The sequence below is a fragment of the Burkholderia sp. WP9 genome, assembly GCF_900104795.1.
Classification (GTDB): Bacteria; Pseudomonadota; Gammaproteobacteria; order Burkholderiales; family Burkholderiaceae; genus Paraburkholderia.
Genome location: NZ_FNTG01000001.1, coordinates 3,628,210 through 3,647,356 on the forward strand (window position 1 = coordinate 3,628,210; position 19,147 = coordinate 3,647,356).

Genomic DNA, 19,147 nt, shown 5'->3' on the forward strand with positions numbered 1-19,147 from the left:
ATCGGCGCTTATCGGCGCTTTATGCCGTTGCCGCAACACGCTTATAGCGAGCGGCCGGCAGTTTGTGCGACAGGTTCGGCTGCAAGTGCTGGCGCGCGTTGTTGAAGCGCTCCCAGTCGGCGGCGTCGGGCAATGACGGGATCGTCACCAGTTCGCCTTGGTCGAGGCCGGCGAGCGCGGCGTCCACCATGTCCTCGGCGCTCATCACGATCTGCGACGGCAGATGCTCGACCGGCAGACCCGCACGGTCCCAGAATGCCGTGCTGGTCGCACCCGGCAGCACCGCTTGCAACTGCACGCCCTTGTCGCCCACTTCGTGGTGCAGCGACTGCGTCAGGTTGAGCACATAGGCCTTGGTGCCGCTATAGGTGCCGTTCAACAGTTCCGGCGAGAGCGCGACGATCGACGAAATATTGATCACGATGCCGTTACCCCGCGCCACGAAACCAGGCACGACGGCCGCCGTCAGACGCGTGAGCGCCGTGACGTTCAGGTCGATCATCGTTTCGAGCGCATCCACGTCCGAGTCGATCAGCGAGGCGGTTGCGCCGACACCCGCGTTGTTGACCAGCATCGTGATCCCTGCGTCCGCGCGCAGCCGTTCTTCAATGCGGCGCACGTCGGCTTTGACGGTGAGGTCCGCCGTGATCGTGTCGATACGGCGGCCGGTCTGTGTCGTCAGACGCTCGGCCAGAGCGTTCAGCCGCGCTGCGTCGCGCGCCACGAGAATCAGGTCGTAGCCGCGCCGCGCGAGGCGGTCCGCATACACCGCGCCGATACCCGACGATGCGCCCGTCACCAATGCCGTGCCTTTGCCTGTTTGCGTTGCCATGTGTATCTCTCCTTGCGGGCGCGGCGCGTTGCGCCTCTGCCCTGTCCGATGAATGGGAAAAACCTGGAAACCTCCGCCGCTGTGCTGTTTCGCGTTGCATTGCGGTGTTGACGAGGCAAGTGTAGGCGCGTACTCTTTTGTCTCAAATGTCGTATTTACCTCGTTTTAGGACATCGTAATGAGACACGTCGGCGTGGTGGTTTTTCCCGGCTTTCAGATCCTCGACATGGTGGCGGTCGCGGTGTTCGAACTGGCGAACCTGGAGGCCGGCCAGCCTGAGTACGACGTGGAGATCATTTCCGAGCATGGCGGCATGGTGCGCAGCTCGGCTGGCGTCGAGATCGCCACCCGGCCGTTCGGCGATCCGGCTTACGACACCGTGGTGGTCACCGGCGCGATGCAGATCGCGCCGTCGTCGCCGGGATTGCTGGCGTTCCTGAACGACGCGCTGGTCGCCTCCCGGCGTACCGCCAGCATTTGCACCGGCGCGTTCGTACTGGCCGAGGCCGGGATTCTGGACGGCCGCCACGCCACGACCCACTGGATTCACGCCCGCAATCTGCAACAGCGCTTTCCACAAGCGCGCGTGGATGAGGACCGCATCTTTATCGTCGACGGCTCGGTGTGGACGTCGGCCGGCATGACCGCATGCATCGATTTATGTTTGGCGCTCGTTGAAAACGATCTCGGCGTCGAGGTTTCCCGCGCCATCGCCAAGAAACTCGTGGTTTATCACCGCCGCACCGGCGGCCAGTCACAGTTCTCGGCCATGCTGGACCTCGAGCCGAAATCCGATCGCATCCAGAACGCGCTCTCGTACGCCAAAAGTCATCTGCGCGAGCCATTGACGGTCGAACAACTCGCCGACGTCGCGCACCTGAGCCCTCGTCAGTTCAGCCGCGCGTTTCGCGACGAAACCCGCCAATCGCCAGCCAAAGCGATCGAGTCATTGCGCGTCGAAGCCGCGCGCGCCATGCTGGAAGCAGGCCGCCATTCCATGGAGGCAGTGGCCGCGGAAACCGGCTTTGTCGATACCGAACGGATGCGGCGTGCGTTTCTACGGGCGTACGGCCAGCCGCCGCAGGCCATCAAGCGTGCAGCGCGCGTCATGTAACACAGGTGATGGACAATATCGCCAACCGCAGCAACACCCGATATGACCTTCCACCATGAGAGGAACGCGATGACCTACGACAACAGCAATCCCTTCGCGAGGATTCTGCGCGGCGAACTACCCTGCATCAAAGTGGCCGAAACCGATGCCGCCCTCGCCTTCATGGACCTGATGCCGCAAGCCGACGGCCATCTGCTGGTGGTGCCCAAGGAAGCCGTGGCGGAGATTTTCGAGTTGTCGGATGCTTCGACGGTGGCATGCATACGCATGACGCAGAAGCTCGCGATCGCCGTGCGCGTGGCCTTGCGGCCGGATGGTGTGTTCATTGGGCAGTTCAACGGAGCCGCCGCGGGACAAACGGTGGCGCATGTGCATTTTCACGTGATTCCGCGCTGGGAAGGCCAGCCGCTGCGCATGCACGCGCGCGACGTCGCCGATGCGGAAACGCTCGAAGCGCTTGCTAAGCGCATTCGCGCGCATTGGCGTGCCGACTAACGGGTGAGTGAGTGACGCGCGCGCTCCCGCGCGCCGAAACGGCTGCGAAAATTCGCGGTATTCAATCTCAGACGGGTCAATTGGCGAGCCAACGCGGCGCGTTAAAGCCGATGCCGCGAACGGCGCAGCGGATGCCGCCAGTCGATGCGGCGCGGTTTCAGGTGCGCGGGTCGCATCTCGTGCAGATGCCGGTGTTCCTGCCACAATTCGTCGGAGAAAAGAAACGCGACGATGAGCAGCGGAATGACCAGAAAGACGCCCAATATCAAGTGCTCGATCACGGTGGCCTCCGATCGCGGGAGCATGATTTCATTGTAGAGCACCGCGCGTACCCATACCGTGCCGCGCCTCTCACAATTGCGCGAGCGCGCCCATTTGCGAGCCTGCGGCAATGCGACGCCCTCACCTCGCCAAACCCGCATGCCGCCTCGCGCGTTGCAAAAAGGTGGCACAGGAGTGCCAGAGGTTGCAAGAACTCCCCGCATCAAGACCTGACTAACTGAAAGGCGCTCGATCCGATATGGCACGCGCGCACTCAGACCAACAAGTTCTCAAGGGGAATCCAATGACTACCGAACGTAGCAGCGAACTCACGTTGCGCCCGCTCGAACGTACCGATCTTCGCTTCGTCCACGAAGTGAACAACAACGCGAAAATCATGCGTTACTGGTTCGAGGAGCCGTACGAAACCTTCTCGGAACTGACGCAGCTTTACGACCAGCACGTGCACGACCTGCGCGAGCGCCGCTTCGTGGCGATCGACAACGAAGGGCAAACGGTCGGAGTCGTCGAGTTGATCGAGCTCGACTATATCCACCGGCGTGGCGAGTTTCAGATCATCATCGCGCCCCATGCGCAAGGCCGCGGCTATGCGACTCTGGCAACCCAACTCGCTACCGACTATGCGTTTTCAGTGCTGAACTTGCGCAAGGTTTATCTGATCGTCGACAAGTCGAATACGTCGGCCATCCACGTTTACGAGAAGTGCGGGTTCAGGCACGAGGCCGAGTTGATCGAGGAATTTTTCGGCAACGGCAGCTATCACAACGCCCTGCGCATGTGCATGTTTCAGGACGAGTTCTTCAAGATGAACCAGCAGGTTCGATGAAGTGCGACCGGCACAGCGCTGCAATCCCAGCGAACTCTGCCGACACAGCTTGTCGTACCTGGCACTCTTTATATTCTGCAAATACACCGTTATTTCGTGATTTTAATTTGGTCAGTTGAATGACTTTGTGTGCAACGCACCAACTCGCGAAATTTAATGTAGTAAATCGCTTAATTGAGGCTGCTCGTTTACGCGAATACGCGGCGCAAAGCGTTACTAGTTAAAGCGGCGCACCCTGCCCGTCTCCTGGTTATCCACGGCAATCACACCCACTTAAACCGTTGCCCAGCGATTAAGCAGCCGCAAAGCATGGTGCGACAATTCGCCACTGTTGCGACCGCACACAAGATGTGCTTGTCGTTCTCTCGCGTTCTCCTAAAGTGCAAGGTGCGGGTTCAACGTTAAAGTTAAATACATAGCTAACCTGAGTATCCACCCGCACCGGAGGAAAATATGAAAATGCGAATCGCCCTTGTTTTCGCCATTGCGGGATTGGCTGCCGCCACTGTTCAGGCGCAAGACGTCATGATCAAGCCGCAGCAAACCATCCAGTTCAAGGCCAACGCATATGGCTGCCTGTCGAAGGATAAACTCGACGCCGCCGACCAGCATGCGCAAGCCGGTGAACAGCAAAAAATGCAGGAATTTTTCTCTGGATACCAGTGTGTCTCCACACCGGAAAATTCGAGTTTCCGCGTCGTGCGCGTGGTTGGTCACGACGTCGAATTCGTGAATTCCGGCAATAGCGACACGCAAGGACTTTGGGCAAACGATCGATTCATCAAGCAATAAGCTAAGCGCCGTCATTCCGGCGGAATGCCGGAATGTGATTTTGCGTGCGTCGATTCTCTGACTTTTAAAAAGCCGGAGGCGGTGAACCTGTGAGTTAAAAATCGGCTGGGCATCAAATGCCTGGCCGTTTTTATTTGTGCGTGTTCACTTCGCTTGGGAAACGGACAGAAAAAAGCCGATGCGGATTATGTCGATCCGCATCGGCAGTACGCCTTCTCGCAAAGCGCAGGAACAACCGTTGGCTCGTCGTGCGAGGAGCCGTGTCGATATCAGTGCGAGTCGCGCGGCACCGGCGCACCGCTCGATCCCACCAGGAAGTCGAGATCCGCGCCCTGGTCGGCTTGCAGCACGTGTTCGACGTAGAGTTTGTAGTAGCCGCGTTTGGGCGCTTCCGGCGCCTGCCATGCGGCGCGCCGGCGCGCGAGTTCCTCGTCGGTGACGTCCAGATGCAGGCGCCTTGCCTCGACATCCAGCTCGATCATGTCGCCGGTCTGCACGAACGCGAGCGGGCCGCCCGCGGCCGCTTCGGGCGACACGTGCAGCACCACCGCGCCGTAAGCCGTGCCGCTCATGCGGCCATCCGAAATGCGCACCATGTCCGTAATGCCTTTTTGCAGCACCTTTTTCGGCAGCGGCATGTTGCCGACTTCCGCAAAGCCTGGATAACCCTTCGGCCCCGCGCCCTTGAGCACCATGATGCAATGCTCGTCGATGTCGAGCGAATCGTCGTCGATCTTCGCGTGCAACTCCTCGATGTTCTCGAACACGACCGCGCGGCCGCGATGCTTGAGCAACGCTGCGGTCGCCGCCGACGGTTTGATCACCGCGCCATTCGGCGCCAGGTTGCCCTTGAGCACCGCGATGCCGGCCTTCGGCTTGAACGGCTCGGCGAAGGTCGTGATGACCTTCTCGTCGTGATTCGGCGCGTTGCGCACGTTGTCCCAGAGCGTCTTGCCGTTCACGGTCAGCGCTTCTTTATGCAGCAATCCCTGTTCGCCGAGTTGCTTCAGCACGGCCGGCAAGCCGCCCGCGTAGCAAAAGTCCTCCATCAGATACTCGCCGGACGGTTGCAGATTCACGAGACACGGCACATTCGAACCGAGCTCCCAATCCTCCAGCGACAACTCCACACCAATGCGCTTCGCGAGCGCGATCAGGTGGACCACGGCATTGGTCGAGCCGCCGATCGCGGCGTTCGTGCGGATCGCGTTTTCAAAGGCCTGGCGCGTGAGGATCTTGTCCATCGTCAGATCCTCGCGAACCATGTCGACAATGCGCCGGCCCGCGAGATGCGCGAGCACCTGACGGCGCGCATCGACGGCTGGAATCGCCGCGTTGTGCGGCAGGCCCATGCCGAGCGATTCGACCATCGAGGCCATGGTCGACGCCGTGCCCATCGTCATGCAGTGGCCGCGCGAGCGGTTCATGCACGACTCGGCCTCGGTGAATTCTTCCTGCGTCATCGTGCCGGCGCGCACTTCCTCGGACATCTGCCACACGCCCGTGCCGGAGCCGATGTTCTTGCCGCGAAAGCGGCCGTTCAACATCGGTCCGCCGGAAACCGCCAATGCGGGTAGATTGCACGAAGCCGCGCCCATCAGCAGGGCCGGCGTGGTCTTGTCGCAGCCGACCAGCAGGATCACACCGTCCATCGGATTGCCGCGAATCGACTCCTCGACATCCATGGAAGCGAGGTTGCGAAACAGCATCGCGGTAGGCCGCAAGTTGGTCTCACCGAGCGACATCACCGGAAACTCGAGCGGCAGGCCGCCCGCTTCATGCACGCCCTTTTTCACGTACTCCGCCAGCTCGCGAAAGTGCGCATTGCAAGGCGTCAGTTCGGACCACGTATTACAGATGCCGATTACCGGGCGTCCGTCGAATTCATCGTGCGGAATGCCCTGGTTCTTCATCCACGAGCGATGCAGAAAGCCGTCGCGGTCCTTAAGGCCGAACCACGCCTGGCTGCGCAGCGGCTTTTTTGTCTGGTTCGAATCAGCCATGAAATCTCCTGTTGGCAAACATGTAGAGCGGGGCGCGCATTAGTGCACGCGCTTGCTGCGCCGGAACTGGTCGAACAGCACCGCGAGCAGCAGAATCCCGCCGCGAATCAGGTATTGATAAAAGGTCGGCACATTCAGGAGGCTCATGGCGTCCTGCACGGAACCCATGATGAGCACGCCGACCAGTACACCGGAAATCGTCGCGACGCCGCCAGTGAGAGAGACGCCGCCAAGCACGCATGCCGAAATCACGCCGAGCTCGAGGCCGACCGAAGTTTTCGGGTCGCCCAGACTCATGCGCGACGCCAGCATCACGCCCGCGAAGCCGGTCACGAGGCCTTGCAATACGAACACTGTGATCTTGATGCGCGTGACCGGCAAGCCCGCCAGCAAGGCCGCCTCGCTATTGCCGCCGACGGCCAGCACGTTCTTGCCGAACACGGTTTTCTTCAGCAGAAAACCGAACAGCACGAAGCCGACAATGTTGCTCCAGATCGGAAACGAAATACCGAGGAACGAGCCGCCGCCGAGGTCGAAGAAACGTTCTTCGGAGATCATCACGGCGTCGCCGTTCGAGGTGATATACGCGAGGCCGCGCACGACCTCCATCATGGCGAGTGTGACGATCAGCGAGTTGATCTTGTAGCGCGCGACCAGCACGCCGTTCACGAGTCCGACCGCGCCACCCGCGAGCACGCCGGCCGCGACGCCGAGCATCACGCTATGCGTCGCGGTGATCAGCGTGGACGCCACCACGCCCGCGAACGCGACGATCGACGCGACCGACAGATCCACTTCGCCGAGCGCGAGCACGAACATCATCGTGACGGAGATCGAACCGATCAGCGTGACGGAAAGCAGCAAGCCCTGAATATTCCGCGAGCTCAGAAAGTCCGGCACGGTGAACGACAGGACCGCGAACAGAATCACGAACACCATGACGATGCCGGACTTGTTGATCATGTCCCAGGTACGCGCGGCGCGCGCGCTCAATCCCGCTGAGGCGACGGCTGGGGTCGATGAATCGGTTGAAGGTGTGTGCATGGCGTGTATTCCGTTTCAATAGCGCAATTCGATTCAGTTGCCTTCGTTGTGTCGAGGATGCAAGACAGCGTCAGCGGGGCAGGGCGAGCTTGATCAGCGCATCCGGCGTGGCCTGCGCCTTGGGCAGATCGCCGACAATGCGGCCTTCCTTCATCACGATCACACGATCCGCCACGCCGATCACTTCGGCGAGGTCGCTCGACACGACGATCACCGTGCGGCCCGCTTCGGCGAGCCCATACAGCAGCCCGTAAATCTCGCTGCGCGCGCCGACGTCGATGCCGCGCGTGGGTTCGTCCATCAGAAACACGTCGATGTCTTCGGCAAGCCAGCGCGACAGAATCACCTTCTGTTGATTGCCGCCCGAGAGCGTGCCGATCGGCGTGTCGCCATTGCGCGTCTTGATAGCGAGCTTGCCGATGAACTCCCTCGCGGTCTGCGCTTCCTTGCGGCCGTTGAGCACGCTGAAGCGGCTGAAATGGCGGCGGCAACTGATGTTGAGGTTGTCCGATACCGAGGCGATCGAAACGATGCCTTCCTGCTTGCGATCTTCGGGACACAGCGCCACGCCCGCGCGCACCGCGTCGCGCGGTGTGGCAAAGCGCACGCGCTTGCCTTTGAGCGTGATCTCGCCGCCCGCCGGTTTGACCGCGCCATAGATGAGCTTCATCAACTCGGAACGCCCCGCGCCGACGAGCCCGAAGAAGCCGACGATTTCACCTTTGCGCGCCGTGAAAGAAGCTGGTTCGCGCAGACCGCGTCCCATCAGGTTCTTGACATCGAGTTGCACGTCGCCGAGTTCGCGCGAGCGATAACCGTACACGTCGGCGATCGAGCGGCCCACCATGCAGCTGATCAGGCGATCACGATCGAGTCCTTCACCCGCGTCGAAGGTATCGATGCGGCGGCCGTCGCGAAACACCGTCACGCGGTCGCACAGTTCGTACACTTCATCCATCCGGTGCGTGACGTAGATGATCGCGCGGCCTTCGGCCTTCAGCGCACGAATGATCCGGAACAGTTGCGTCGTTTCGCGCGACGACAGAGAACTGGTCGGTTCGTCGAACGCGATCACGCGCGCGTCGCGCATTAGCGCCTTGCCGATTTCGATCATTTGCCGCTGGCCGATTGAAAGATTCTTCACCTGCTGGGACGGGTCGATCTTTTCGCCGAGCCGTTCCAGTTCGCGCATGGCGCGCGCCACCAGCGCTTTTTCGTCCAGCACACCGAAACGATTGGGCAGGGCGCCGAGCATCAGGTTTTCCGCAACCGTCAGTTCGGGGACCAGATGCAGTTCCTGATAGATGATCGCCACGCCCGCGGCAATCGCCGCCTTCGTCGTGACGAACTGCTGTTCAACGCCATCGAGCGACAAGGTGCCCGCCGCGGGTTGATTCACGCCGGACAACACCTTCAGCAACGTCGATTTGCCCGCGCCGTTTTCCCCCATCAAGCCATGCACTTCGCCGCGCCGCACTTCGAGCGACACCTGGTCGAGCGCGAGCACGCCCGGAAAGCGCACGGTGATGCCGTCGAGTCGCAGATACGGCTCGGCCGATAGGCGCGCAGGCAAGGGCGCAGGTGAGGGCGCCGGTTCGCCGGCGTGGGACTCGGTGTGTAAAGACGTCATCGAAAAACCTCAAGCGGAAGAACAACCAGAGCGGACCGCTCTCGCTTGAGCGAGGGACGGCCCGCGGCGTGCAGACTCGAATACCGCTTAAATGCCGAGTTCTTTACGCACGTCCTGCCAGTTGCCGCGCACCATCAGCTTGCCGGTGGTCTGTGTATCGGCGGGCGGCTGCTTGCCGTCCTTGATCCACTCGACGAGGTTCTCCGTGCTTTCCTTGCCATGCATCGTCGAACTCACGGCAATCGTGCCGTAGAAGCCCGTCGGCTCCTTCTTCTGGAATTCGGCGAATGCTTCACCCGCGCCGTTGATGCCGACGCCGATCACGTCCGCCGCCGGAATATGCAACTGCTCGGTCGCGCGTACGCCGCCCAGCACGCTTTCCTCGTTGAGCGCGAAGATCACCCACTTCTTGATGTTCGGATGCTGCGCGAGGACCGGCGACGATGCGTTGAAGCCGCCTTCGTCGTCGGTGGTTTTTTGCGGAGCGTCGAAAATGTTCTCCTTCTTGAAGCCGCCGGCGAGGAGCGATTGTGTCGCGCCATCGGTACGCAGTTTCGCGGTCGGCAATTCGTAGTTCGTGATGCGCAGCGCGCCGACTTCTTCCGGCTTCCAGCCGCGGCGCTTCATTTCTTCGGAGATCGCGGTGCCGACCTGATTGCCGATCTTGAACGCGGACATGCCCAGATGCGGCACGTTCGGCAGCGGCTTGCCGGTGGAGTCGACCAGTTGATCGTCGACGGTGACGAACTTCATGTTGTAGCGCTTCGCCCGAGCCTGGATCGCCGGTCCGAGGCGCACGTCGGGCGCGCAGATCACGAAGCCTTTGGCGCCTTGCGCGCCGAGGTTGTCGATCGCGGCCAGCACTTTTTCACCGTCCGGCGTACCGATGTTGACTACCGAAAAGCCGTCCTTCTGGCCGAGCGCGCTCGCGGCCTTCTGTTCGTTGATGAACCACGCCTGCTCCGGCATCTTCACGAGGAAGCCGACCTTGAGCGGCTGATCCGCGTGCGCGGAAAGCTGCGCGGCAAAGGGCGCGGCGAGGGCGGCGGCCGCTACAGCGGATAGCGTCAAACGGCGAAGCTTGCTGGTCATGTCTGTCTCCTGAGGTTGAAAAGCTGCATTGGTTTCGTTTATTTGCAGCGGGTGATGCACGGCGGCGTTAGCCGGGACGTGGATGAACGTGATGGGACGCCACGGCGTAAAGGGATCTCATGAGCATCAGTCCGCTACGTAGGCCGTTTTCACGGCCGTCCAGAAACCCGCGCCGGTAGCGCCATAGGCCGACGCCTTGCGGCCGCCGCCGGGCGCGTGATGCTCGACGGCCGTGGTCGGCAGATTGATCGTGACGAGACCGCTATGCACATGACGGCGGAAATGCCGCGCGCGGCTGAGCGAGCGCGTGCAGATGCCGGCGCATAGACCATATGTGGTGTCGTTCGCGAGATGCAGCGCGTGGTCGTAGTCATCCGCGCGCAACACGACGGCGAGCGGGCCGAAGATTTCCTCCTGCGCGATACGGTGTTCAGATTCGCCGATGAATAGGGCGGGTTCGAAAAAATAGCCGCGCGTCGCGCGTTCCAGTTGGCGGCCGCCGTGCAGCAGGTGCGCGCCTTCCTGCAGACCGATGCGCACATAGTCGAGATTGCGCTGCAACTGCGCGGCGTTCGCCACGGGCCCCATGTCGGTGCCGTGCTTCAGGGCGTGATCGATCGTGAGGCTCGCGAGTTTTGCCCGCAAGGCGTCCACGAACGGGTCGAACACCGCGCGCTCGACGATCAGCCGCGCCGCTGCGGTGCTACGTTGACCGGTCGAGCCATAGGCGCCGTGCAAGGCGGCATCGACGGCGCCGTCGAGATCGGCATCGGCCAGCACCACGAACGGATTCTTGCCGCCCATCTCGAGTTGCACACGCGCCTGGCGGGCGGCGGCGGCTTGCAGCACGCGCGTGCCGGTTTCCGCCGAACCGGTGAAGCTGATCGCCGACGTCAGCGGATGCGCGGCGATCCGCGCGCCGACCTGCCGGCCGCTGCCCATCACGAGATTGAACACGCCCGCCGGCAGACCGGCGCGGCTGATGATCGACGCCAGCGCCGCCGCGCAGGCCGGCGTCGATTCGGCCGGCTTGAAAACGACGCAATTGCCGTGGGCGAGCGCGGCGCCGATCTTCGCCGCGGCGATCGCGAGCGGTGCGCTCCACGGCGCGATGATGCCGATCACGCCGAGCGGTTCGTGCGTCACGTCCACTTCGACGCCGGCGCGCGCGCTTGTGCTCATGCTCGCGCCGGACTCGGTGACGGCGCGCAAGGCTTCGGCCGCCAACAGCTTGAAGATCTGGCCGGCCCGCGTCGTCTCGATCATGGCCTCGGGCAGCGTCTTGCCGACTTCGCGTGCCAGCAGTTGGGCAAGTTCGTCGCGGCGCGCGAGCACCTCGCTGCCGATCGCATCGAGCACGTCCGCGCGGCGTTGAGCCGACGCCAGCGACCATTCGCGGAAAGCCAGGTGCGCCGCTTCGATGGCCGTATCCGTTTGCCGCACATCGGCCCGCACATATTCGCCGACCGGTTCGTCCAGGTCCGACGGGTTGAGCGAGACGCCCGTGGTCGCGCCGGTCTCCCATCCGCCATTGATGTAGTGGCGCAACGGACTTGCAGCGAGTGGAACGGGATCGCGGTTCATCGAGGGAAAGGCACCACGTGAGGAAGCTCGGAAAGTCCACGAATGGTATGAGCCGTCCCAATAACTTTCCAATCCCTTTTCAAGCCGTCCCGATATCAATTTCGATATGGCATGATGGAGCACCGCCCCGGACAAACCGCGCAGCGGTCGGCTTCGAGCCGCTTATCAGAAAACAGGTTGGAGAGAGACCATGACGCGTAGCTACTCGAACTGGTTCGTGCGGGCGCGGCTCAAGACGCGGCAGTTACTGCTGCTCGCGGCGATGGACGAGGAGGGCAACGTCCGCCGGGCCGCCGACGTGCTCGGCATGACCCAGCCCGCCGCCTCGCGTCTGCTCAAAGAGCTGGAGGACATGCTGGAGGTGAGCCTGTTCGACCGCACGCCGCACGGCATGCACGCCACACTGTACGGCGAAGTCATGATTCGCCATGCGCGCATGGTGCTGTCCAATCTGAGCCATGCACACGACGAAATATCGGCGTTGCGCGCGGGCCTGGCGGGCCAGGTGCGGATCGGCGTGATCGCGGCGGCCGCGGCAACCATGGTGCCGCGCGCGATTGCCGGGGTGAAAGAACGCTATCCGCAATTGCAGATCTGGGTAGAGGTGGAAACCTCGGACGTGATGCTGCCGCGGCTGGCGGAAGGCGAACTGGACATCATGATCGGCCGCGTTCTGGAGCGGCAAAACCAGTTCAACGCCGAAGTCCGCTATGAACCGCTCGCCGATGAACCGCTTTGCGTGGTCGCGCGGCCCGGCCATCATCTCGAAAATGAGACAGGTTTGACGCTACGTGGAATCGTCAACGCGAGCTGGGTTTTGCATCCGCCAGGCAGCGTCCTGCGCCATCGTTTCGATCTGATGTTTTCTCAAATCGGGCTGAATCCGCCGCAAAACGTGGTCAATACGAACAATTTTCTGGCGATTTCGAGCTTGCTGCTCCAAAGCGACATGTTGGCGGTTCTACCCGACGAAGTGGCGCGTCAATACCAACAGTACGGCGTTTTGAAACGAGTGCCGATCGATTTACCGTGCAGGATGGATACATTCGGTATCATCACGCGCCAGTCGCACCTGCTTTCACCGGCAGCCTCGGTCGTGCTGGAGGCCCTGCGGGAAGCCGCGGGCGAGGTGTACGGCACCGCTTTCGAGCCGGCAGTGGCGCGATAAATGCTTCTCCCGTGGTAATAGCAGCCGGCTGACGGCGCGGGAGGGACCGAAAGATGTACCACAAACACGGAAAACGGCAACGCGCCGTCGACGATTCTTTTTCAGTTCGCTCCGGTGGAGCGAGCGCCTGGTTTAGCAACGGCATGGCTCTCAAATCGACGATTTACAAGGCGGAACTGCAGATCGCCAACATGGACCGGCATTATTACGCCGATCATTCGCTGACGATCGCCCGCCATCCCTCGGAAACCGACGAACGGATGATGGTCCGCGTCGCCGCGTTCGCGCTGTTCGCGCAGGAACGCCTCGAATTCTGCAAAGGTCTGTCGGACGTGGACGAACCAGATCTGTGGGAAAAAGATCTCACGGGCGCGATCGAGACCTGGATCGAAGTGGGTCAGCCGGACGAACGGCGTATCGCCAAGGCAAGCGGCCGCTCGAATCAGGTGATCGTGATCGCCTATGGCGGCCGGGCGTCGGACATCTGGTGGCAGGGCGTGCGCAACAAGGTCGAACGTATGCGCAACGTGACGGTGTGGACGCTCGGCGAAGACGTCGCCAGCGCGCTCGGCTCGCTAGCCGAACGGACCATGCGGCTGCAATGCACGGTGCAGGACGGCGAAGCATGGCTCGGCAGCGCCGAAGCCGATGCGGTGAAAATCGAATGGACGGTATTGAAGGCGCCCGCCAACGCCTGACACTAAACGCGGCCGACGCTCGAAGCGCTTAAAGCGACGTCACGCGAGCCGCGTCCGGCGGCCCCTTGAGTTCGACCATGTTGCCCTCCGGGTCGAACAGATACAGCGACTGTCCAAAGCCGTCCGCGCCGTAGCGCTGCCCCAGTTCGCCCAGCCGCGCGCCGTGTCCGGTCAGATGCGCCTTGAGCGCTTCGGCGTCGAACGGCTCGATGCGCAAACACAGGTGGTCCATATTCCGCCCGGCTCCTGGCACGCCGTTTTCGGCATGGTCGAGCTTGGCGCCGACCTGCAACAGGTCGATCAGCGAGCGCCCCGCACGCAACTGTGTCAGGCCCAGATCGCGCTGCTCCTTCTCCACGGTGCAACCCAGCACGTCGCAATAAAATCGCGCCATGGCCTCGACGTTCGTCGCCCGAATGACGACGTGATCGATCTCGCGAATATGGATTTTCATGTCGAACGCCCCTTTGGCCGGTTCGAAGAACGGGTGAATAGCCAGTGTAGGAGAAAGGACGGCGCCGCGAGTGAGGGCCGGATCAGACAGGTATGGGCGAAAAAAAGCCCGCTCTATGTGGAGCGGGCTGAATCCATATCAGGAGGAGACATGGAGGAGACAAGTACTAATATACACATGGAGTTGGTGCGACGCAATAACTTTTTAAGGGAAAACCCGATATCGTGCGAATTTGTCGCAGTTTGCGGCAAAACGAGCGCCTGGCGTGCCTTTGGGCGCTACGAAGAAGCGCAATGACAGAGCAAGAACCGGGGCGTACTGTGTCGGCATGCGGCCTACATTGGTGAACATCGACACCGCTGATCCGGGACCAACATGAACCGCACGCCTACCGACACCCCATCCAGCGCCGCCAGCTGGACTTCCGACGACGAGCGCTGGGAAGCCGTCACACGCCGTGAGCCGCTGGCCGACGGCGCGTTCTTTTACGCCGTCAAAACCACCGGCGTGTTCTGCCGCCCGTCGTGCGCGTCGCGCCAGCCGCGCCGCGAGAACGTCGCGTTCTTCGTCGATGCCGCCGCCGCGCGCAACGCAGGATTTCGCGATTGCAAACGCTGCCAGCCCGGCGGTCTGCCGCGCGAGCTGGAAATCGTGAACCGCGCCTGTGCCGCGCTGAACGCCGATCCGCAGCAACGCCTCACGCTCGCGCAGTTGAGCGCCGCCGTGCACGTCAGCCCGTTTCACCTTCAGCGCCTGTTCAAGCGCGTGGTCGGCGTGTCGCCGCGGCAATATCAGGCCGCCCAACGGGGCGCCGCGTTGCGCGACGCGCTCCGGAGCGGCTCGGACGTCACTCGCGCCACGCTCGACGCGGGCTTCGGCTCGCCCTCGCGGATGTACGACAGCGCCTCGGCCGAACTCGGCATGGCGCCGTCCGCGTATCGCCGCAAGGGCGCCGGACTCACCGTGCGCTATGCCAGCGCTTCCACGGCGCTCGGCTTCGTGCTCGTGGCGGCCACGGAGAAGGGCATCTGCAAGATCGGTTTCGGCGACGACGCCGCCATGCTCGCCGACGACCTGCGCAGCGAACTTGCCAACGCCGATCTGTTGGAAGATAGCGAGCACCTTGCGCCGTTCATCGCGCAGATCGACGCCTATTTGCGGGGCACCCGCCAGGACTTCGATCTGCCGCTCGACATCGCCGCGACGGCATTCCGGCAGCGTGTCTGGGATGCGTTGCGGCGCATTCCATACGGCGAGACGCGCAGCTATTCGCAGATCGCCGAAACGGTCGGCGCGCCGCGTGCCGTGCGCGCCGTCGCCAGCGCCTGCGCGACGAACCCAGTGGCACTGGCGATTCCTTGTCATCGCGTGGTGGCAAAGGGCGGGGCGCTGGCGGGATATCGCTGGGGTTTGCCGCGCAAGGCTGCGCTGCTCGACAACGAGGCCCAGCATGCCGGTGATTTTTCGCGCGGCCAGACAAGGCATGACGAGCGCGCCCTTGCAGACGCCGAAATCGACACCGAAACCACCACCAAACTGGATCACGCCGCGTGAGCACGCTTGACGAAGTCGCTACCCTCGAATTGCCGTTCAAACCACCCTTCGACTGGCCACGCCTGCTGCGCTTCTTCGGCGGACGCGCGACGCCGGGCGTCGAAGCGGTGGAAGACGGCGCGTACCGTCGCGCGATCGATTGGGCCGGCGACAGCGGCACGCTCAGTGTGCGTCTGCATCCGCGCAAGCGTTGCCTCGTCGCCAGCATCGAAGGGCCCGTGAGCCGTCACGCCGACGCACTCGCCGCGCCGATTGCGAAGATGTTCGATCTGCACGCCGACCCGAAAAAGATCGGAGCCGAGCTCGCCGCCGACCCTTGGCTCGCGCCGCTCGTCGAAGCCGTGCCCGGCCTGCGTGTGCCGGGCGCATGGTCGGGCTTCGAACTGGTGGTGCGTGCGATCGTCGGACAGCAGGTCAGCGTGAAGGCGGCGACCACCATCATCGGAAGACTGGTGCAGCGCGCCGGCGAGCGCATCGAGGGTCATCCGCACGAGAACACCGCCTGGCGCTTTCCGACGCCCGCCGCGCTGGCCGCCGTGGACCTCGCGCAGATCGGCATGCCGGGGAAACGCGTGGCGGCGTTGCAGGGTTTCGCGCACGCGGTCGCGACCGGCGACGTGCCGCTCGACAGCAAGACAGCCGACGCCGACGCCCTGCGCGCCGCGCTGCTTGCGCTGCCCGGCATCGGCCCGTGGACCGTCGAGTACGTCGCGATGCGCGCATGGCGTGACGCCGACGCGTGGCCCGCATGGGACCTCGTGCTGATGCAGGCGATCTGCGCGCGCGATCCGTCGCTCGTGCGGCCCACGCAGCAACGCTCGCGCACCGACATGTGGCGGCCGTGGCGCGCGTACGCGGCGATGCATTTATGGAATGAAGTGGCGGACCGCGCCGGCGCTGCGCGTGGTGGCTGAAGCCTGGCGTCAGGCGGGAAGAAAAGCGCGGAGAAAAGCGGATCGCGCGCAACGCGCGTGGCGGGTAGAGTAGTGTGGCGCACAGCCGACGAACTGGCCGAAAAGGCAGGCGGATTGGCCCGGAAAAGAGGTTGCCCGGCGCGCCCGGATGCCCTGCCGGAGCGGCCTCAAGCAGCCGTTGTGGCGAGATGTTAAAGTGCCCGCTACTGAAAATTCCGCCGAACGTTGTCCACCGCGCAGTGCTGCGGCACATGGCGGCCGACAACGCCCGACTCGCATCAATGCCAAACACGACACCTTCCCGCACGACCGACGCGCTCTCGCACCGCCTGTCCGTGCTGACCTCAGGCCCGCAGCGCGACGCGCTGACAAGCGGCCTGCGCGGCATCGAAAAGGAAAGCCTGCGCGTGACGCACGAGGGCAAGCTCGCCTTGACGCCGCATCCACCGGCGCTCGGTTCGGCGCTCACGCATCCTTCGCTCACTACAGACTATTCCGAAGCGCTGCTCGAACTGATCACGCCGGCTGAGCGCGACGTCGCGATCACGCTGGAGAAGCTCGACACGCTGCATCGTTTTGTCTACGCGGAACTCGGCGACGAGATCTTGTGGAACAACTCCATGCCGGGTCTGCTGCCCGACACCGACGAAGGCATTCCGATCGCGCACTACGGCAGTTCGAATATCGGCAAACTGAAGTACGTGTACCGGATCGGTCTCGCGCTGCGTTACGGCCGCACGATGCAGTGCATTGCGGGCATCCACTACAACTATTCGCTGAACGAAGAAGTGTGGCGGCTGCTGCATGCCGATCAGCAATCCACCGCGAACGCCGTGGACTTCCAGTCCGACCGCTATCTCGCGCTGATCCGCAATTTCCGCCGCACCAACTGGCTGCTGATGTATCTGTTCGGCGCTTCGCCGGCACTGGATCGCCGTTTCCTGCGCGATCGCCAACATACGCTCGACACGCTCGACGCCGACACGCTCTATCGTCCGTACGCGACCAGCCTGCGCATGAGCGACCTCGGCTATTCGAACACCACGGCGCAAGCCGCGCTGCACGCGGATTACGACACGCTGCCGGGCTACCTCGACGCGCTTGCGAAGGCTGTGAGCCAGCCGTATCCGGCGTACGAAGCGATCGGTACACAGCGCGATGGCGAGTGGGTGCAGATCAACACGAACGTGCTGCAGATCGAAAACGAGTTTTACTCGACAATCCGTCCAAAGCGCATCACGTATCCGGGCGAACGTCCGCTGCACGCGCTGGCCGCACGCGGCGTGCAGTACGTGGAAGTTCGTTGCATGGACATCGATCCGTTCGAGCCGACCGGCATTTCGCTGGAGACGTCGCGCTTTCTCGATGCGTACCTGCTGGTCTGCGCACTCGACGACAGCGCGCTGTTGCCGCCTGACGCCTATGCCGAAGCCAACCAGAATTTCGGCCGCGTGACGATGGAAGGTCGCAAGCCCGGCCTCGAGTTGACTCGCGACGGCCGCCCGATCGCGATGACGGATTGGGCGAACGAACTCCTCATCAAGATCGACGCCGCGGCCGCCACGCTCGACGCGTTGCATGGCGGCGACGCGCATGCGCGCGCCGTCGCGGTTCAACGCGCGAAGCTGGCGGATGTCTCGCTAACGCCGTCGGCGCGCGTGCTGCAAACCATGCGCGAGAAGCAGCAGAGCTTCCTCGCCTTCGGCCTCGCGCAAAGCGAAGCACACGCCGCGTATTTCCGCGCGCGTCCGCTGGATGCGGAGCAAACCAGGGCATTCACCGATCTCGCTGCGAAGTCGCTGGCTGAACAGGCCAAACTCGAACAGGAAGAAGTCGGCTCGTTCGACGCGTTCGTCGCGGCTTATCGGGCGTACACGTTGAACCGGTTCAGCGTCTGAACAACGCGTGCTGGTGAGGTGACAAAAAAGCGGTCAGCAATGACCGCTTTTTTTCTGCGCAGGTAACGTCTACGCGATGCGCCATGCCGCGTAGAAAGCCATCGGCAATTTCTCCGCGCGTTGTGACGATTCTCTGATCCAGATGAAACACCGTACCGACCCGGTGGTCCAAACTGACATGACGCGCACCACAGAGGGAGGATGCAACGCGATGAAAAAAAGTCTGTTGGCCATGCTGTGCGTAGCGGCGGCGGGATGTTCGACGCAGGGGCAGGTCGATCCGGACGTCATGCAGATCGCGACAACGCCGTTGACGTGTTCGAACAAAGCGCAATGCGATGTCTGGTGGCAGCGCGCGCAAGCGTGGGTGGCGAGCCATTCGAAGTACAAGATCGAGTCCTCCACCGACACGTTGATTCAGACCGCCGGACCCGATGGCGGCAAGCGCGCGTTGGCGTATCAGATCACGCGCGCGGCGAACCCAGACGGCACTGCGACGATCGGCTTTGCCGCGCACTGCGATGGCTCGATGGGTTGCAAGCCGAACCCGTGGGAAGCCGGCGCCGACTTCAAGCAATACGTGCGAGGCGTCGCAGATGGCGCCAAACCCCAGGAGCCTTCAACGCTGCATCCGGATGCTTTGCAGGGTCAATCGAACCCGGCAACGAACGGCGAAGCCGTCACGCAATAGAAAGTGCTAAAAGCGCGCGCAGAGTGGCCCAAGAAAAGTGTCGCTTCGGCGCGCGTCCGCTCAACGGATCATCGTC

The 19,147-nt window shown here is 62.8% G+C and carries 18 protein-coding genes; 10 read left to right on the plus strand and 8 right to left on the minus strand.

Going from position 1 to position 19,147, the window contains the following annotated elements; translation table 11 throughout:
- Nucleotides 1-19 precede the first annotated feature (19 nt).
- Entirely contained in the window at nucleotides 20-832 is an 813-nt protein-coding gene (locus BLW71_RS16125; RefSeq protein ID WP_091797668.1) for an SDR family NAD(P)-dependent oxidoreductase, read from the minus strand.
- Nucleotides 833-1,010: 178 nt separating this feature from the next.
- Here BLW71_RS16125 and BLW71_RS16130 point away from each other — a divergent pair, with 178 nt between their 5' ends.
- Both BLW71_RS16130 and BLW71_RS16135 read left to right on the plus strand, forming a co-directional pair.
- On the plus strand, nucleotides 1,011-1,946 hold the full coding sequence (locus BLW71_RS16130; RefSeq protein WP_091797671.1) for a GlxA family transcriptional regulator: 936 nt from the start codon (nucleotides 1,011-1,013) through the stop codon (nucleotides 1,944-1,946).
- A gap of 69 nt (nucleotides 1,947-2,015) precedes the next feature.
- Nucleotides 2,016-2,441, plus strand: a complete 426-nt coding sequence (locus BLW71_RS16135) for an HIT family protein (RefSeq protein ID WP_091797674.1) — start codon at nucleotides 2,016-2,018, stop codon at nucleotides 2,439-2,441.
- Between the two features lie 101 nt (nucleotides 2,442-2,542).
- Here BLW71_RS16135 and BLW71_RS16140 read toward each other — a convergent pair whose 3' ends face one another.
- Nucleotides 2,543-2,722, minus strand: a complete 180-nt coding sequence (locus tag BLW71_RS16140; RefSeq protein WP_091800919.1) for a hypothetical protein — start codon at nucleotides 2,720-2,722, stop codon at nucleotides 2,543-2,545.
- 284 nt (nucleotides 2,723-3,006) lie between these two features.
- On the opposite strand from BLW71_RS16140, the gene speG reads away from it, so the two are divergent.
- A complete protein-coding gene (gene speG, locus BLW71_RS16145; protein WP_091800922.1) occupies nucleotides 3,007-3,549 on the plus strand; it encodes a spermidine N1-acetyltransferase in 543 nt (180 codons plus the stop codon).
- Nucleotides 3,550-4,002: 453 nt separating this feature from the next.
- A complete protein-coding gene (gene sap1 / locus BLW71_RS16150) occupies nucleotides 4,003-4,341 on the plus strand; it encodes a surface attachment protein Sap1 (protein WP_091797677.1) in 339 nt (112 codons plus the stop codon).
- Between the two features lie 269 nt (nucleotides 4,342-4,610).
- Here sap1 and BLW71_RS16155 read toward each other — a convergent pair whose 3' ends face one another.
- The 5 genes from BLW71_RS16155 to BLW71_RS16175 form a co-directional block, all read right to left on the minus strand.
- Nucleotides 4,611-6,344, minus strand: a complete 1,734-nt coding sequence (locus BLW71_RS16155) for an IlvD/Edd family dehydratase (protein WP_091797680.1) — start codon at nucleotides 6,342-6,344, stop codon at nucleotides 4,611-4,613.
- Between the two features lie 39 nt (nucleotides 6,345-6,383).
- Complete coding sequence (gene araH, locus BLW71_RS16160) at nucleotides 6,384-7,388, minus strand: L-arabinose ABC transporter permease AraH (RefSeq protein ID WP_091797684.1); 1,005 nt, start codon at nucleotides 7,386-7,388, stop codon at nucleotides 6,384-6,386.
- A 70-nt stretch (nucleotides 7,389-7,458) separates the two neighbouring features.
- Complete coding sequence (gene araG / locus BLW71_RS16165) at nucleotides 7,459-9,018, minus strand: L-arabinose ABC transporter ATP-binding protein AraG (RefSeq protein ID WP_091797688.1); 1,560 nt, start codon at nucleotides 9,016-9,018, stop codon at nucleotides 7,459-7,461.
- An 87-nt stretch (nucleotides 9,019-9,105) separates the two neighbouring features.
- A complete protein-coding gene (locus tag BLW71_RS16170; protein WP_091797691.1) occupies nucleotides 9,106-10,110 on the minus strand; it encodes an arabinose ABC transporter substrate-binding protein in 1,005 nt (334 codons plus the stop codon).
- A 126-nt stretch (nucleotides 10,111-10,236) separates the two neighbouring features.
- On the minus strand, nucleotides 10,237-11,694 hold the full coding sequence (locus BLW71_RS16175; protein WP_091797694.1) for an aldehyde dehydrogenase family protein: 1,458 nt from the start codon (nucleotides 11,692-11,694) through the stop codon (nucleotides 10,237-10,239).
- A 190-nt stretch (nucleotides 11,695-11,884) separates the two neighbouring features.
- Here BLW71_RS16175 and BLW71_RS16180 point away from each other — a divergent pair, with 190 nt between their 5' ends.
- Nucleotides 11,885-12,862, plus strand: a complete 978-nt coding sequence (locus BLW71_RS16180) for a LysR family transcriptional regulator (protein ID WP_091797697.1) — start codon at nucleotides 11,885-11,887, stop codon at nucleotides 12,860-12,862.
- Between the two features lie 143 nt (nucleotides 12,863-13,005).
- Entirely contained in the window at nucleotides 13,006-13,560 is a 555-nt protein-coding gene (locus BLW71_RS16185) for a YaeQ family protein (protein WP_091797700.1), read from the plus strand.
- Between the two features lie 28 nt (nucleotides 13,561-13,588).
- On the opposite strand, the gene BLW71_RS16190 is transcribed toward BLW71_RS16185, so the two are convergent.
- On the minus strand, nucleotides 13,589-14,014 hold the full coding sequence (locus BLW71_RS16190; protein ID WP_091797703.1) for a VOC family protein: 426 nt from the start codon (nucleotides 14,012-14,014) through the stop codon (nucleotides 13,589-13,591).
- 375 nt (nucleotides 14,015-14,389) lie between these two features.
- Between BLW71_RS16190 and ada the strand changes: the two genes are divergently transcribed.
- From ada to BLW71_RS16210, 4 genes are all read left to right on the plus strand, one after another.
- Nucleotides 14,390-15,568 (plus strand): bifunctional DNA-binding transcriptional regulator/O6-methylguanine-DNA methyltransferase Ada, encoded by a 1,179-nt coding sequence (ada, locus tag BLW71_RS16195; protein ID WP_091797705.1) that lies wholly within the window; start codon nucleotides 14,390-14,392, stop codon nucleotides 15,566-15,568.
- Nucleotides 15,565-16,482, plus strand: a complete 918-nt coding sequence (locus BLW71_RS16200; protein ID WP_091797708.1) for a DNA-3-methyladenine glycosylase family protein — start codon at nucleotides 15,565-15,567, stop codon at nucleotides 16,480-16,482. The genes ada and BLW71_RS16200 overlap by 4 nt, the downstream gene beginning before the upstream one ends.
- Before the next feature lie 281 nt (nucleotides 16,483-16,763).
- A complete protein-coding gene (gene gshA / locus BLW71_RS16205) occupies nucleotides 16,764-18,380 on the plus strand; it encodes a glutamate--cysteine ligase (protein ID WP_091800927.1) in 1,617 nt (538 codons plus the stop codon).
- A gap of 211 nt (nucleotides 18,381-18,591) precedes the next feature.
- Entirely contained in the window at nucleotides 18,592-19,071 is a 480-nt protein-coding gene (locus BLW71_RS16210) for a hypothetical protein (protein ID WP_091797711.1), read from the plus strand.
- Nucleotides 19,072-19,147: the final 76 nt, after the last annotated feature.

Coding starts and splice junctions, on each gene's coding strand:
- BLW71_RS16125 (WP_091797668.1), bottom strand. CDS start 832: ATGGCAACGCAAACAGGCAAAGGCACGGCATTGGTGACGGGCGCATCG.
- BLW71_RS16130 (WP_091797671.1), top strand. CDS start 1,011: ATGAGACACGTCGGCGTGGTGGTTTTTCCCGGCTTTCAGATCCTCGAC.
- BLW71_RS16135 (WP_091797674.1), top strand. CDS start 2,016: ATGACCTACGACAACAGCAATCCCTTCGCGAGGATTCTGCGCGGCGAA.
- speG (WP_091800922.1), top strand. CDS start 3,007: ATGACTACCGAACGTAGCAGCGAACTCACGTTGCGCCCGCTCGAACGT.
- sap1 (WP_091797677.1), top strand. CDS start 4,003: ATGAAAATGCGAATCGCCCTTGTTTTCGCCATTGCGGGATTGGCTGCC.
- BLW71_RS16155 (WP_091797680.1), bottom strand. CDS start 6,344: ATGGCTGATTCGAACCAGACAAAAAAGCCGCTGCGCAGCCAGGCGTGG.
- araH (WP_091797684.1), bottom strand. CDS start 7,388: ATGCACACACCTTCAACCGATTCATCGACCCCAGCCGTCGCCTCAGCG.
- araG (WP_091797688.1), bottom strand. CDS start 9,018: ATGACGTCTTTACACACCGAGTCCCACGCCGGCGAACCGGCGCCCTCA.
- BLW71_RS16170 (WP_091797691.1), bottom strand. CDS start 10,110: ATGACCAGCAAGCTTCGCCGTTTGACGCTATCCGCTGTAGCGGCCGCC.
- BLW71_RS16175 (WP_091797694.1), bottom strand. CDS start 11,694: ATGAACCGCGATCCCGTTCCACTCGCTGCAAGTCCGTTGCGCCACTAC.
- BLW71_RS16180 (WP_091797697.1), top strand. CDS start 11,885: ATGACGCGTAGCTACTCGAACTGGTTCGTGCGGGCGCGGCTCAAGACG.
- BLW71_RS16185 (WP_091797700.1), top strand. CDS start 13,006: ATGGCTCTCAAATCGACGATTTACAAGGCGGAACTGCAGATCGCCAAC.
- BLW71_RS16190 (WP_091797703.1), bottom strand. CDS start 14,014: ATGAAAATCCATATTCGCGAGATCGATCACGTCGTCATTCGGGCGACG.
- ada (WP_091797705.1), top strand. CDS start 14,390: ATGAACCGCACGCCTACCGACACCCCATCCAGCGCCGCCAGCTGGACT.
- gshA (WP_091800927.1), top strand. CDS start 16,764: ATGCCAAACACGACACCTTCCCGCACGACCGACGCGCTCTCGCACCGC.
- BLW71_RS16210 (WP_091797711.1), top strand. CDS start 18,592: ATGAAAAAAAGTCTGTTGGCCATGCTGTGCGTAGCGGCGGCGGGATGT.